At 30.6% G+C, this 15,156-nt stretch carries 14 protein-coding genes; 5 read left to right on the top strand and 9 right to left on the bottom strand.

All coding sequences use genetic code 11. The annotated features are described in order from the left end of the window. Window positions 1-10: 10 nt before the first annotated feature. Window positions 11-2,473 carry a TonB-dependent receptor gene (locus tag ACN5J5_RS06200; protein ID WP_418646439.1) on the bottom strand — a complete coding sequence of 821 codons (2,463 nt, stop codon included), beginning with the start codon at window positions 2,471-2,473 and terminating at the stop codon, window positions 11-13. Window positions 2,474-2,476: 3 nt separating this feature from the next. Next, a complete protein-coding gene (recO, locus tag ACN5J5_RS06195) occupies window positions 2,477-3,199 on the bottom strand; it encodes a DNA repair protein RecO (protein WP_418646438.1) in 723 nt (240 codons plus the stop codon). A gap of 59 nt (window positions 3,200-3,258) precedes the next feature. On the opposite strand from recO, the gene ACN5J5_RS06190 reads away from it, so the two are divergent. Beyond that, the gene (locus tag ACN5J5_RS06190; RefSeq protein ID WP_418646437.1) at window positions 3,259-3,762 is read left to right on the top strand and encodes a CYTH domain-containing protein; all 504 of its coding nucleotides are present in this window, start codon (window positions 3,259-3,261) and stop codon (window positions 3,760-3,762) included. Window position 3,763: 1 nt separating this feature from the next. Here the strand turns inward: ACN5J5_RS06190 and trhA are convergent, their stop codons facing one another. Beyond that, complete coding sequence (gene trhA, locus ACN5J5_RS06185) at window positions 3,764-4,405, bottom strand: PAQR family membrane homeostasis protein TrhA (protein ID WP_418646436.1); 642 nt, start codon at window positions 4,403-4,405, stop codon at window positions 3,764-3,766. Then, the gene (locus tag ACN5J5_RS06180) at window positions 4,377-5,168 is read right to left on the bottom strand and encodes a lysophospholipid acyltransferase family protein (protein WP_418646435.1); all 792 of its coding nucleotides are present in this window, start codon (window positions 5,166-5,168) and stop codon (window positions 4,377-4,379) included. Before ACN5J5_RS06180 ends, trhA begins: the two co-directional genes overlap by 29 nt. Window positions 5,169-5,273: 105 nt before the next feature. Between ACN5J5_RS06180 and trpS the strand changes: the two genes are divergently transcribed. Together trpS and ACN5J5_RS06170 are read left to right on the top strand one after the other, a co-directional pair. Continuing rightward, window positions 5,274-6,242, top strand: a complete 969-nt coding sequence (gene trpS, locus ACN5J5_RS06175) for a tryptophan--tRNA ligase (protein ID WP_418646434.1) — start codon at window positions 5,274-5,276, stop codon at window positions 6,240-6,242. 21 nt (window positions 6,243-6,263) lie between these two features. Beyond that, window positions 6,264-6,566 carry a DUF6370 family protein gene (locus tag ACN5J5_RS06170; RefSeq protein WP_418646433.1) on the top strand — a complete coding sequence of 101 codons (303 nt, stop codon included), beginning with the start codon at window positions 6,264-6,266 and terminating at the stop codon, window positions 6,564-6,566. Window positions 6,567-6,646: 80 nt separating this feature from the next. Here the strand turns inward: ACN5J5_RS06170 and ACN5J5_RS06165 are convergent, their stop codons facing one another. Both ACN5J5_RS06165 and ACN5J5_RS06160 read right to left on the bottom strand, forming a co-directional pair. Continuing rightward, entirely contained in the window at window positions 6,647-7,687 is a 1,041-nt protein-coding gene (locus tag ACN5J5_RS06165) for an NADP(H)-dependent aldo-keto reductase (protein ID WP_418646432.1), read from the bottom strand. Window positions 7,688-7,759: 72 nt separating this feature from the next. Further along, complete coding sequence (locus ACN5J5_RS06160) at window positions 7,760-8,947, bottom strand: phosphoglycerate kinase (protein WP_418646431.1); 1,188 nt, start codon at window positions 8,945-8,947, stop codon at window positions 7,760-7,762. A 125-nt stretch (window positions 8,948-9,072) separates the two neighbouring features. On the opposite strand from ACN5J5_RS06160, the gene ACN5J5_RS06155 reads away from it, so the two are divergent. Beyond that, window positions 9,073-9,495, top strand: coding sequence for a molybdenum cofactor biosynthesis protein MoaE (locus ACN5J5_RS06155; RefSeq protein ID WP_418646430.1), 423 nt, complete (start codon window positions 9,073-9,075; stop codon window positions 9,493-9,495). Window positions 9,496-9,693: 198 nt separating this feature from the next. Here ACN5J5_RS06155 and ACN5J5_RS06150 read toward each other — a convergent pair whose 3' ends face one another. Beyond that, a complete protein-coding gene (locus ACN5J5_RS06150) occupies window positions 9,694-12,450 on the bottom strand; it encodes a PD-(D/E)XK nuclease family protein (RefSeq protein ID WP_418646429.1) in 2,757 nt (918 codons plus the stop codon). Window positions 12,451-12,524: 74 nt separating this feature from the next. On the opposite strand from ACN5J5_RS06150, the gene ACN5J5_RS06145 reads away from it, so the two are divergent. Beyond that, window positions 12,525-13,328: an amidohydrolase gene (locus ACN5J5_RS06145; RefSeq protein WP_418646428.1), complete on the top strand. Its 804-nt coding sequence runs from the start codon at window positions 12,525-12,527 to the stop codon at window positions 13,326-13,328. Between the two features lie 38 nt (window positions 13,329-13,366). Here ACN5J5_RS06145 and ACN5J5_RS06140 read toward each other — a convergent pair whose 3' ends face one another. Together ACN5J5_RS06140 and ACN5J5_RS06135 are read right to left on the bottom strand one after the other, a co-directional pair. Continuing rightward, complete coding sequence (locus ACN5J5_RS06140; protein WP_418646427.1) at window positions 13,367-14,347, bottom strand: acyl-ACP desaturase; 981 nt, start codon at window positions 14,345-14,347, stop codon at window positions 13,367-13,369. Between the two features lie 26 nt (window positions 14,348-14,373). Next, entirely contained in the window at window positions 14,374-15,102 is a 729-nt protein-coding gene (locus ACN5J5_RS06135) for a lysophospholipid acyltransferase family protein (RefSeq protein WP_418646426.1), read from the bottom strand. Window positions 15,103-15,156 lie beyond the last annotated feature (54 nt).

Genomic DNA, 15,156 nt, shown 5'->3' with positions numbered 1-15,156 from the left:
TTAGCTTTTTTTAAAAATTAGTTAATAAAGATACCGAAATATTACGACCTGGCGCAGAAATTCCGCTTGCAAATTCTTTATAATGCTCGTCAAACAAATTGGTAAATTGAGTTTGTACCGATATATTATCGTTTACAATATATTTGGCATACAAACCAACCGTCATCCAACTTGGCGACCCGTAATATTTATTAACATCTTCTGTTGCATTTTCGTTAATAATTGGTGTTTGATTATGATTATCAATACCTTCATCTAAGTTATAATCAGTAATATTTTTTTTAGCGTTAAACACTAAATTTGCACCGCCTTCAAACTTATTTTTAGCATAATTTAATTCGAAACGCCCAAATAATGGCGGAATAGAAGACATTGGTAAATTAGTATCGTATGCTTTTCCTTTGGTGTACGTTAAAAACCCTAAAGTATTCCAATTATTAAATAATTTACCTTGGTAACTTACCGTTGCACCAGTAATATAGGCAGTTCCTTTGTTTACATTTGCTACAATATCTCCCATTTCGCCATCGTATAAAACGGTATTACTACCGTTTAACTGATACCTTTCTCGATAAATATAATTATTCAATAACGTATAATAAACATTAGCGCCAACTCTAAATTTTCGATTGTTAAAATATTTTTGAACTCCAATTTCCCCATTATAAGCATGCTCAGGTTTTAAAGTAATATTTGGCACGGTAACTTCTCCATTTTTCTCCCTTACTTTTCCTACATCATCAATATTTGGCGAACGAAATCCGGATGACAACACCGCGTTTAATTGCCATGTTTTAACAGGCTTGTACACATAACCAATGGTTGCTGTTAAAGCTGTGTTATTTAAATCGATATCGTTGCTTGGTAGGGTTATAAAAGTATCGTCTACCCAAGTAGCATCTAATTGTGTGTTTGTTAAACGAATACCTGTATTTAAAGTTGATTTTGATGATATATCTTGACGGTAATCTAAATACACGGCAGAGCTAAAATAACTACTTCCGCCGTCAGGATAACGGGATTGCACTTTAAAATCGGCATCAAAACCTACAATTTCTCCCTGATTTATTCTTAACGTTTTACCATAAGAATTAGATTTTACATCATTATAAGCAGCTTCAAAACCGTAACCTAAATCACGTTTTTCTGCCAACGGAACCATAAAATCTCCATTAATACTAAAAACATGTACATTTTCTTCTCTGTAAGATCTTTCTAAACTATTAAATTTTCGCTGAATACGGCTTTCTTCTATATTCTGATAAGCGGCAGTAATGGTTCCTTTATCTAACCATTTTTTATTCGGATTTATTTCTAATTGCGAAGAAATTAACAACCTTTTTTGCGGACCATAATGCCATTCTGCAAATTTTAATTGTCCACTTTTAAGTTCACTTAATTTATCAAACCTTGGCACATCTGATGATGTTGAATATTGAAAATTTACTTTTAAATCGGTTTTTTCAGACAACGGAATAAAAAACTTTTGTAAAAAATCTGTTTGATTAAAGCCTGTATTTTTTTGCAAATTCACATCCGAATTAGCTGTTGGATTTTCATTATAATTTCCATTTAAATTATCAGAATAAAAAAAAGTTTTCCCCCAATCATTAAAACCATGAGAACGGTTTTTACCCATTTTTAAATCGTTAAAATTACTATGCGAAATACTTGTAAGGGATGCCCAATTTTTAAATTGTAACTCTGCAGAAACAGAATTGGTAAGTTCATTATTTACCGAACTATATCGTAAAAAATGACTTCCTTTTACTTGATTTTTTTCTGATAATTTAGGCGTTTTGGTATAATAATGAATTACTCCACCTAATGCATCCGATCCGTAAATTACAGATGATGGTCCAAAAACCACTTCGGTTCTATCTAATAAATTCGGATTTACAGTTATCGAGTTTTGTAAATGTCCTTTTCTATAAATTGCATTATTCATTCGCACACCATCAACCACCAATAAAACACGGTTACTCTCCATTCCTCTTAAAACAGGGCTTCCACCACCAAATTGCGACTTTTGCACTTTAATTCCTGGAATACTTGCCAATAAATCGGCAGAAGTTTGTGGCGATACTTTTTGAATATCTTTTAATGACATAACAGCAATTTGTTCTGCAATACGGTTGGCTTTTTCTTTGTTTTTAAATACAGAAACCACCACTTCGTCTAAATGCTCGGAATGTTTTGATAAAAAAACCTGATAATTATTTTGTTTTAAGGTTGCTTTTTTTTCTTGAAAATTAGCATAACTTACATGTGAAAAAATAAGGATTTCAGACATTTTAAAGTCTGACACATCTACTTTACCATCAGTTGTACTAATTGCTGATGTTGTTTTATTTTTATTAAAAATTGCAACTTCACTTATTGGCTTACCGGTTTCGGCATCAATAATAGTAAGCTCTTGCGAAAAAATTGCAGTGATTGTTAGTAAAAAGAATAGGGTTATAGTTTGTTTCATTGGTTAACTAAATACTGTTTCTAAAATATCTAATGATTTTGGTTTTTTAAAACCTTCTAAATGTAATTCGAAATATAAAATTATGCTTCTTAAAATTATTTGTCGCTCATTTTTGTTATATAAAATTGAACTTATTGCATCAAAATTTATGCCTAACAGCTTTTTAAAAAGAATTAATTCTCTTCCTGTAAGAGAAAGTTTTTCATACGTTGCCTCTGTAAACCTGCCTTCTAATAAATTAAAGGCGGTTTTATTGACTTCTGAAACATCAGGATAAAACCCTAAAAACCTCGATAAATTCAATAAAAAAAGCAAATGAAAATTCGCAATATCATCATGCGTATCTAACCAAATTAAACTCGTTTCGATGTACTTATACAGTACTTCATTTTTTTCTTCCTCTTTAATAATATTAGAAAGAATTTCTGATAAAAAAAGTACAATAGATTGTTTAATAATTGAAGTGTAAATATGCTCGTACGGATTAATAACCTGAGCTTCTTTTATTGAGTTTAAAGTGTTTTTATTATTATGGTTTGCTTCAATTTTTAGTTGTGTTAATGGTTGAAAATAAGCCGCTTTTAACTTCCCCTTTTTCGATTTTAACACGCCTCGAATCATGTAACTACGAAGGCCATCTTCTAAAGTAAAACACTTTACAATTAAACTTGTATCTCCGTATTTTAAACTACTTAATACGATTGCATTTGTAGTAATTATTGCCATTTCAACTCCTTTTACACTTATAAAACGACTTCAAAGATAGTTTAATAAACACGACAAAAATGGTACATTCGCGTAAACTTGAATCAAATATTATGGCGGTAGAAATAGAGCGTAAATTTTTAATTACTTCGGATGATTTTAAACAAAACGCGCATCAAAAAAACTACATAAAACAAGGGTTTTTAAATTCTGATAAAAACCGAGTAGTACGCGTTAGAATTAAAGATAAAACTGGATTTTTAACTATAAAAGGAGCTTCTAATAAAAGTGGAACTACTCGTTTTGAATGGGAAAAAGAAATTGATTTAGAAGAAGCAAAAGAGTTGCTTAATTTGTGTGAAGATGGATTTATTGAAAAGTTTAGGTATTTGGTAAAAGTAAACAATCACACCTATGAAGTTGATGAGTTTTTAGGCGAAAACAACGGTTTACTTGTTGCCGAAATAGAGTTAGAAAACGAACAAGAAACGTTTATCAAACCTAATTGGCTGGGAAAAGAAGTAACCGGAATTGTAAAGTATTACAATTCTAATTTAAGTAAACTGCCGTTTTTAAAATGGTAAACTACACATATTTATAAATTGCCCAAAAGTGGCTAAAACTTCCTAAAAGCACAAAAACATGAAAAATAGCGTGGTTGTACGGTATTTTTTTTATCGAATATAAAATAGCGCCTATCGTATAAAAAACACCGCCAGAAATTAAATAAAACAATCCGTCTGAAGATAAATTATTCATTAAAGGTTTTATCAAAAAAACTACTTGCCATCCCATTATTAAATACAATGCGGTTGATAATTTATCAAACTTACCCGTAAAAAAAAGTTTTAAAATTACGCCTACTAAAGCAAAAATCCATACAAAAATAAAAAGATACCAACCTGATTTTTCTGGCAAGGTTACCAAACAAAACGGTGTATAACTACCTGCAATTAACACGTAAATTGCTGCATGATCAAAAATATTAAGTTTTCGGCGAAGTGCTGGTTTGTTAGCGGCATGGTAAAAAGTTGATGCTGCATATAAAACAATTAAACTAAACGCATAAATAATAAAACTACTTGCTTGCCAAAACGCTTCAAATTCCTTCGCTTTTAAAATTAAAAAAGGCAACGAAATTAAAGCTAGTAGCAACCCAAACCCGTGAGTTAAAACATTAAGTTTTTCTTCAGTAGTACTATAATGGTGATTTAAATTCTCGTTCATTATTAGGTTGATTTGTATCTTGCATATACAACTTATCATTTATCAATTCATTGTACATTAAAGTAAAAGATTGTTTTTTTAATAACTCTTTATCATCAATCGTTAAACCTTTTGTGTTAATAAACTTTAATTGTTTTACTCTAAATATTCCTGGGTGTCCTTTAAAAAAATCCCAAGAAAATAAGCGCTTTGCATCATAGTACACTTGTGTAACAATTGGCATTTGATATTGTATCGCTAAACTAAAAGCTCCGTTGGTAAAAGGTGCCAAAACAACATTTTCAGTTGGCACTAATCCTTCAGGATAAATAGCAATGCTTAATCCGTCGTCTAATCGTTTTTTTATGCGAGCATACACTTCTTTTCTACTTTTAGGATCGCTTCTATCTACCATTACGACTGCTTTTTTATAAAAAAATCCAAATATTGGTAGTTTTACCAATTCTTTTTTTCCTACAAATAATAACGGATTTTTATTCATCGCAATCATAATCCAAGGATCTAATAAAGAAGCATGATTTGCAATAAAAACATAACTTTTGTTTGGCAAAGGCTTTTGCTCTTTATCTTTTTTTAACCTAAAACCCATTCCGTAAATCAGATAAAAAGACCAAATTCTCATTAATTTCCAAAAAGCATGGTAATATTTTTCATCTGATAAAAGCACCAACAAAAAAGGAGCCATTATTAATACAGAAATTATAATTAAAAAGTAAAACCAAATTCGCCAAATTAATCGAAAAGGAAAAAGTATATATTTCATGAATGCGAATGTAGTAATTTCTTTCGTTTCACCAATTTTAAGCTTATTTTTGCTATAATCAAGTAGTCGTAAGCATTGCTTACATAATTTTTTTAAAACAGACACATGTCAAGAATTTTAACTGGAGTACAAAGTACAGGAACTCCACACTTAGGTAATTTATTAGGCGCAATTTTACCCGCTATTGAAATGGCAAATGATTCTAAAAACGAATCGTTTATTTTTATTGCAGATATGCATTCGTTAACACAAATTAAAGATGGTAACGAATTAAGAGAAAACACCTATAGTGTAGCTGCTACTTGGCTTGCGTGTGGAATTGATATTAACAAAACCGTTTTTTATCGCCAAAGCGACATTCCGCAAGTTGCAGAACTATCTTGGTATTTAAGCTGTTTTTTCCCTTACCAACGCTTAACTTTAGCACATGGTTTTAAAGATAAAGCTGATCGTTTAGCCGATGTTAATAGCGGATTATTTACCTACCCAATGTTAATGGCTGCAGATATTTTATTGTATGATGCAGAACTTGTACCTGTTGGTAAAGATCAATTACAGCATTTAGAGATGGCTCGCGATGTTGCCAGCAGATTAAATAATGTAGTTGGTGAAACGTTAGTATTACCACAAGCTAAAATTAACGAAAACACAAAATTAGTTCCTGGAACTGATGGTGAAAAAATGAGTAAATCAAGAAATAATTTTATCAATATTTTCTTGGCAGATAAAAAATTACGCAAACAAATTATGGGAATTCAAACCGATAGCAAAGCGCTTGAAGAACCTAAAAATCCAGATACTGATAATGTTTTTGCTATCTATAAATTATTAGCTTCTGATGCTCAAATTGCAGAAATGCGCGCGAATTACGAAGGTGGTAATTATGGTTACGGACATGCAAAACAAGCTTTATATGAGCTAATTTTAGATAAATTTGCTGATGTTCGTGCTAAATACAATCATTATATGGAAAACAAACACGAAATTGATGAAGCTTTAACTATTGGTGCCGAAAAAGCAAAAAAAGTAGCTACAGAAGTTTTATCAAGAACGCGTGCTAAAATTGGATATTAATAATTTTAAAAATAATATATCATGAAAAATTTACTCTTTTTATTTCTTTTAGGAATGTTAGCTTGCTCACAACCTAAAGAAAAAACATTTATAGCTGATGCTTCTTGCGGACAATGTAAATTTGGCTTAGAAAGTCAAAACGGATGTGATTTAGCAATTAAAGTTGATGGTAAAGCCTATTTTGTTGATGGTGCTAGTATTGATGATTTTGGAGATGCTCACGACAAAAAAATTGGTTTTTGTAACGTTGTTAGAAAAGTAGAAGTTACCGGAAAACTAGAAAACGAACGTTTTAAAGCAACTGCAATGAAAATAGCAGAATAGTTTTTTATCTATTTATAATATAAAAAAATCCGAAGTAAAATTTTACTTCGGATTTTTTTGTATTGAAAACTACCAATTAATTATGGTGCAGGATTTGGAATTACTGCATGAATCGCTTCTATTTCAGCTAAAATCTCATCAGATAAATTAATATGTATTGAATTGATATTTTCTTTTAACTGGCTCATGTTTGTAGCTCCAATAATATTACTAGTTACAAATGGCAACTGATTAATATATGCCAACGACAATTCAGCAAGTGACAATCCGTGTTTTTTTGCAAGTTTTTCATATTCAGTTACTGCTTTTAAAGAACCTTCGCCCATATAACGTGCTATAAAACGAGGAAACAATGTTCCTCTTGCTCCTTCTGGCGTTTTACCGTTTAAATATTTCCCTGATAAAACACCTTGTGCTAATGGCGAATATGCCAATAAACCAATGTTTTCTCTCATAGAAACTTCACTCATACCTACTTCGTAACCTCTATGAATTAACGAATATGAATTTTGTATGGTGCTCATTTTTGGCAAATTATGTTGCTCGGCAGTTTGTAAGTACTTCATAGTTCCCCAAGGAGTTTCGTTTGATAAACCGATGTGTTTTATCTTTCCTTGTTGTACTAACAGACTCATTGTTTCTAAAATTTCTAAGTGATTTTCAGCTTCTTTCGTTGCCGTTTTGTATGGATAATCACGAACTCCGAAACAATTTACACCACGAGAAGGCCAATGTAACTGATACAAATCAATATAATCAGTTTCTAAACGTTTTAAACTTCCTTCAACAGCATCAATTAAATTTTGCTTTGTAAATCCACCAGTACGAATGTGTTTTGTGTAATCACCACCGCCAGCAATTTTACTTGCTAATACAACTTTATCACGATTTCCTGTTTTTTTAAACCAAGAACCTATAATTTTTTCCGTTGCTCCGTAAGTTTCAGGAGTTGCCGGAACTGAATATAACTCGGCCGTATCCCAAAAATTTACGCCTTTTTCTAAGGCATAATCCATTTGTTCATGTCCATCAGCTTCTGTATTCTGATTTCCCCAAGTCATGGTTCCTAAACAAATTTTAGAAACTTTTACATCAGTATTTGGTAGTGTTGTGTATTTCATTGTAATAATTTATGAATGAACTAATGTAGCAATGAAACAATAAATTGATACATTGTTATATTAAAAAATTGTTTAATTAATAATCGCTTCAATTCCTGGTAATGTTTTTCCTTCTAACATTTCTAACATCGCTCCACCACCGGTAGAAACATAACTTACTTTTTCTCCAAAACCAAATTGCTTTACTGCTGCAACAGAATCTCCACCACCAACTAAAGAAAATGCTCCATTTTCGGTTGCTTTAGCAATTGCATTTCCTAATTCAATAGTTCCGTTCGAAAAGTTTTCTAACTCAAAAACCCCTAAAGGCCCGTTCCATAAAATAGTTTTCGATTTTGCTATTACTGCTGCAAATTTCTCTGAAGTTTCTGGTCCACAATCAAGTCCCATCCATCCGTCAGGAATTTTATTCGTATCAACCGTTTGCGTATTTGCATCGTTAGAAAAACCATCTGCAATAATTGCATCAACAGGCAAATGAATTTCTGTATTTTTTTCTTTTGCTAATTTTAAAATAGACAAAGCTAATGCTAACTTATCATCCTCAACTAACGAGTTTCCTATAGTTCCGCCTAAGGCTTTAATAAAAGTAAAAGTCATACCACCACCAACAATAATATGATCTACTTTTTCTATAATATTTTCTATCACTCCTATTTTAGAGGATACTTTTGCACCTCCTAAAATTGCAGTTACTGGTTTTTCTGAGTTGTTTAAAACCTTATCAATACTTTCAATTTCGGTTGCTAATAAATTACCAAAACATTTATTCTCGGCAAAAAACTGTGCAATAACAGCTGTAGATGCGTGCGCTCTGTGAGCTGTACCAAAAGCATCATTTACATACACGTCTCCTAATTTAGATAATTGTGCTGCAAAATCAGTATTTCCTGATTTTTCTTCGGCATAAAAACGTAAATTTTCTAATAATAAAATTTCTCCGCTTTTTAAATTTGCTACCGCTTCTGTAGCTTCTTCACCAACACAATCGTTAACAAATTTTACTTGTACGCCAATTATTTCGGTTACTTTATCTACAATATGACGTAATGAAAACTGATCTTCTTTTCCTTTCGGACGGCCTAAATGCGACATTAACACACAACTTCCGCCATCTTCTAAAACTTTTATTATTGTTGATTTAGCAGCTTGAATTCTTGTAGCGTCTGTTACTTCAAATGCATCATTTAAAGGCACGTTAAAATCTACACGGATTAGTGCTTTTTTGTTTTCGAAATTAAAATCATTTAATGTTTTCATATACTTTTATTAAAAGTTGTGTTTGTTTATTGTTATCAACAAAAATAATTATTTAAATCTAATTCGTTTACTCTATTTTGAGTTTTCAAACTTATATCTTTGTTTAAGTTATTTTATCATAAATTATGAATACAACTTCTATTAAAGTAACCTCTGAAAAATTAAACTTACAAGAATGTTATGATTTTGTAGTAGATGCTGCTTGTGGCGGAATTTCGGTCTTCGTTGGCACCGTGAGAGATGCTACTCAAAATAAAAATGTTACGCAATTAGATTTTTCTACATACAAACCAATGGCCATTAAAGAAATGCAAAAAATTGCTGAATTGGCTTTAAAAAAATTTAGTATTAAAAAAATTGCCATTCATCATGCCGAAGGTTTGTTGCAAATAAAAGATATTCCGGTAATTATTACAGTGTCTTCGCCACACAGAAAAGCAGCTTTTGACGCTTGTCAATTTGCGATTGATACTTTAAAAGAAACCGTACCTATCTGGAAAAAAGAATATTTTGAAGATGGTGAAGTTTGGGTAAACGCGCATCCTTAAAAGTTTATTTTTTTACTAAAACTTCATTTATAGTACGAAGTTTTAGTAAAACACGAAAAATACCGTTACGATTATTTACACTTTATTTATTAAATCGTTTAATATATTTACTGTGTTAATATGCTTCTGGGGGGGAATATATTTACAATTTATAAAAAGAGTAAAATTTATTTTTACTCTTTTTATTTTTAAAAAAAATTAATAAGGTAAATCTGCAGGTTCAATAAAATTAAGATCAGGATTGTATAATTCTTTTAAAAATAATTTTATTTCACTCATAAATTCCTCTAATCTTTCTTCATTTATATCGTTATCAGGCGTGCGATAATTAGATGAGAAATTCATTTTTAAAAATCCACTTTTTAAATTTTTAAAAGAAATAATTCCCGCTTCAAAACCATTTTTTATAGTCGCTTTTTCAGTTTGCCAATAAATAAACGCATATAACATTACCTGAATTGCTTTATGATGTTTTAAATCTCTAATACTCGCAAAATCCGTTACCTTTAGTTTAGTTGCATCAACCATTCCTGTTTTATAATCTATAATTCTGGTAACACCATTTAACTCGTCTATTCTATCTACTTCGCCGTGTATTCTTATCGGAAAATCAATGCCTTCAACAATTATTTCTGCGGATATTTTCTTCTCAGTTTCAATAATTTTAAGTTGATTATTTTTATCCTTTAGCAACTCAATTTCTTTGTTTAAAAAATTTTCAACAAACCTGTTTGCAACTTCAAAAACCAATCTATTTTTTCCGGTAGATACATCTCCGTTTTTAAAATGTTCAGAAAAATAAAAAGACACCAATTCTTTTGATTGTTGTTGCATTTTACGAACATCATCCAGTTTTAAAAACTTACCAAAATAAGGTTGATATAGTTTATCTAAAGTATCATGAACTACCGTTCCCATAGTATTTGCTGCAACCGTTTCTTCAACATTATCAAACTCATTAATTCTTACTATTTTTTGTTTGTAAAACGCAATCGGATTGTACAAATAATTGGTTAAAGCAGAGGGTGAGATGCCTTTTTGAGCCAATTCTTTTAAACGTGCTAAAATTTGTGGATTTTTTTCAATTTCTTTTAAATTGGTAGAAGACGTTACTACTTTCGGACTAATTATTTTTTCAGTAATATCATCGCGCATCATTTCTAATTGCGTAACAAATCGGCTTTTTTCGCCGCTTCCAAAAACATCGTGCTCGGTATTATATAGTATAAAAATATTTTTAGCTCTTTGTAATAATCTAAAAAAATGATACGAAAAAAGCGCGTCTTTTTCTTTATATGTTGGTAGTCCGAAAGCTATTTTTGCATCAAAAGGGATAAAAGTATTTTGCTGACTTCCTGCAGGCAAAACTCCTTCATTTACTGAGGTTATTATTACATTTTCAAAATCTAATACACGCGTTTCTAACACTCCCATTAACTGCAAACCTTGTAACGGTTCTCCTTGAAATGACAAACTTTCAGACTGTATTAATTGTTTAAAAAACTGATGCAATGTTTTTAAATCTTGCACATAATTAAACTCAATATGTAAATTTTGTAATTGGGTAAAAGCAGTGTAAAAACGAAATAAATACTCTTTTTCTAAATCGTTTGCAGTGTCTTTTAACAAATTAATTAATTGAATTATTCTTGATAAAAACTCCGAAATACTTGAAAACGGAGTAAAAACAGCGCTCATAATTTCTTTAACACTGGCATTTAAAGGAGCTAAAAAAGTAGTTATTTCATCTTTGCTAATAAAGGTGTTATTTTCTTTAACAATGGTTTTAGAAATAACATCGGCTATATTATTAGCTTCATCAATTTGCAATAATTTATAAATTGAAGCATCTTTTACAAACCGAATTACATCTTTATGGTAAAATTCATTTACCTGTTTTTTTTGTAGTTTATCTTGATTATTAAACAACTGAAAAATTGCCAAAACCAAACTCGTTGTTGGAATATCTTTTAACGGATATCCCATAGTAATATTTATAGCTTCTACACTTTTTGGCAACGAATTTAAAGTAATTGGTAACAAAGTTTCATCGGCCAAAACCAAAGCTGTATTGTTGTAGTTTGGTAATTTTGATAAAATTTCACCCGCGTGTTTTATTTGTGTAATATTTTTTGATGCGCCAATTACTTCAATATTTTTAGCTTCAGAAAAATAGTTTTTAATGGTTTCTATCGAATTTTTCTCATAATATTTCCACTGCTTTTTATACTTTCTAAGAAAACTTCCCGCTTGGTGATTTCCTTGATAAAAACCTTTATCAACATCCCAATAAACTTTGGTGTTTTTTGCTGATAAAAATTCTTGAAATAAAAATTCTTCCGAAGCATTTAACGCATTAAAACCAATAAAATAATACTTTTTAGCTTGATTTTTATTGATAAAAGCTGCAACTTTTTTTGTTGCTTCTCGATATAAAACTCCTTGATACCCTATTTTTTTTTCAATTAAAAATTGATAAAAAGTTGCATATAATTTTTCTAATTTCTCCATAAAAGAGAAATGATCTTTCATTAATTCGGTTTCTTTAAACTCTCCTTTTACCGACCATTTTTGCAATCGATGAACATCGCGTAAATACACAAAAATTTCACGCGGATTTATTAAGTGTTGATCTACCTCATTAAAATCTTGTAAAACGGTAAATGCCCACGAAGAAAAAACATCAAACGTATCTGGTTTTTCCTCTATCTGCTTATAAATTGTATAAAAATGGAATAATAACTGTACCGAATCTGCTTTGTTAATCTCAGCAATTTCTTCTACAAAATCGCCAATATTTAAAACTTCAGGTAAAAAACCTGCTAAAATTTTATTTTTAAAAATTTGTTTTACAAACACTCCTGCTCTTTGAGATGGCAGTATAAACACAACATCTTCAAATGATTTAGTGGTTTGCAAAATATCATCTAAAGTTTCGGAAATAAAAGAATTCATAGCTAATTTTTAATCAACCCAAAGTACAATTTTTATCTTATTTTTGATATGAATAATCATTTCATTTTTAAATAATGGATACTCATAACAAACTTAAAGTAGCACTTATTCAATCGGATTTAATTTGGGAAAACCCAACCGAAAACAGGCGTGTTTTTGAAAAAAAAATACGCGAATTACCTACAAATACTGATTTAGTTGTGCTGCCCGAAATGTTTACAACTGGTTTTACGATGGATGCTGAAAAAAATGTTGAAACCATGGATGGTAAAACTGTAAATTGGATGCGAAATTTAGCATTCTCAAAAAATTGTGCGATAACTGGTAGCATAATTGTTAAAGAGCCTTTGTGTAACTCTGCTAAAAAAGAGACTTACTTTAATCGATTAATTTTTGCGCATCCGTCTGGTAAAATCGATTTTTATGATAAAAAACATTTGTTTACATTGGCTGGCGAGCACACCGTTTTTTCCGCTGGTAACGAGCAGGTTTTAATCAATTTTAAAGGTTGGAAAATTTGTCCGCTTATTTGTTATGATTTGCGATTTCCTGCATGGGCTAGAAACACTAAAAATTACGATTTATTATTATATGTTGCTAGTTGGCCTACGCCAAGAATTGAAGCTTGGAATACCTTATTAAAAGCGCGTGCAATTGAAAACATGAGCTACACCATTGGTGTAAATAGAATAGGAACGGATGCTAACAGATATAAATACAACGGGAACTCTGTTGGTTTTGATATGTTAGGTAAATGTTTGGCTAAAAACATCAATAAAGAAGTTACTTTGTTAATTGAATTAGACAAAGAAAATCAAAATAAAACACGAAATAGATTCCGTTTTTTAGAAGATAAAGACCAATTTACTTTTCAATAAAAAAACGTCATTTCAAATGAAATGACGTTTTTTGTTATTTATGCTGGAATCATCCATTTAAACTCGAATTTAGTATCCGGAACTACAATACGCTCTGTAATTCGATACATTCTGTCTGGTAATTTCATTAAATAATCACGTGCTTTTTCTGCTTCTGGAGTTAAGCCTGTAATTTTATCAATTTCCCAAACTGTATTTAATTTTTTAAGAATATCTACATAATCAAAACCTGTATATACGCCAACTCTTTGTGCTACTGTAGAAAAATCATCAAATAAACTTCCTTTAGCTCCAAAAGATTCTCTTAAATGCATTGCAGGCATTACTATTTTGTGTTTCATCATGTGTTGAAAAGCCAACATCATTTCACTTGGATCAATTTTAAAAATTTCTTTTACAAAATCAGCATAAGCAATATGGTGACGCATTTCATCTCCTGCGATAATTTTAGACATTTTTGCTAACGCTTTATGTCCTTTCTTTTTAGCAATTTTTGCTACATTATTGTGCGAAATGTAAGTTGCTAATTCCTGAAAACTGGTATAAATAAAGTTTTTATACGGGTCGGTAGCAGTACCAATATCAAAACCATCAGCAATTAAATGCTGTGTAGATATTTCTACTTCTCGCATATTTACTCTACCAGAAAGGTATAAATACTTATTTAAAACGTCTCCATGACGATTTTCTTCTGCAGTCCAAGCACGAATCCATTTTGCCCACCCGTTATCTGGTTGTTGCGAAACTCCGTCCAAATCTAATAACCAAGATTCGTATGTTGGTAAGGCTTCTTCGGTAATTGTATCTCCAACTAAAACCACCCAAAAATCATCATCTAATTCTTTTGATAATTCTCTAATCTCTTCAACTTCTGTAATAAAAGTATCTTTTTGAGAGTTTGGTAAAAAATCGGTTGGTTGCCAAATTTTTTCTGCGGGTATTAAGAATTTATCTACAAAACTGTCAATATTTTTTTCCAGTGTTTGCATTACTTCCTTTCGGATATTTTGTAATGACATAATAATATATTTGTTGTTGTTTGTTTCTAGTTTATCGACTCTTTTATTGTTTCTTCAACACTAGCTATCAACTCATTAAACGGTAAACTGTTTACTTTTATTGGCTGATGTGTCTTAACTTTTATCGGGCTTCCTAAACCTAGCGGAAATTTACCGTATTTAAAAACTTTCCAAGAGTTGTTAATCGTTAATGGCACAATATACGCTTCTGGATTGTATTTTGTAATCATTTTTAACCCATTTACCGAAAATGACTTAGGTTTACCGTTTCTGCTTCTTGTTCCTTCAGGAAATATAACTGCAGACCACTTATTTTTATTTATCTTTTTTGAAAAATTTGCCAATTCACTCAAAGCTTGTCTTGAATCTTTTCTATCTATCAAAGCCGCTCCACCGTGTCTTAAATTAAATGAAATACTTGGAATACCTTTCGCTAATTCTTTTTTGGATACAAATTTTGGATAATGTTTTCTGAAATGCCAAATAATAGGAGGAATATCAAAAGTACTTTGATGGTTTGAAACAAATATTAAAGTAGTGTTTTCTGGTAATTCTTGTTCGTTTTCTACCTGTACACGAACTCCTAAAATTAATAGTGATTTTATTAAAAACCAGTTCATAACATCAACAACATTTTGATGTCCTTTTTGACCAAATAACTTTACTCCTAACCATTGTATTGGATGGAATATTAATAGTAAAATAAAAAACACCAATGCAAATATTGATGATATTATATAGCTTAAAAATTTCATTCTTATGTTTTTAATAGTGAACAAAAATAAAAAATCCCGCGAAAGCGGGACTAT

The sequence above is a fragment of the Tenacibaculum insulae genome (genome assembly GCF_964512435.1).
GTDB lineage: Bacteria > Bacteroidota > Bacteroidia > Flavobacteriales > Flavobacteriaceae > Polaribacter > Polaribacter insulae_A.
The sequence above is the reverse complement of the archived record's forward strand: the minus strand, read 5'-3'. Positions and strand labels throughout refer to the sequence as shown.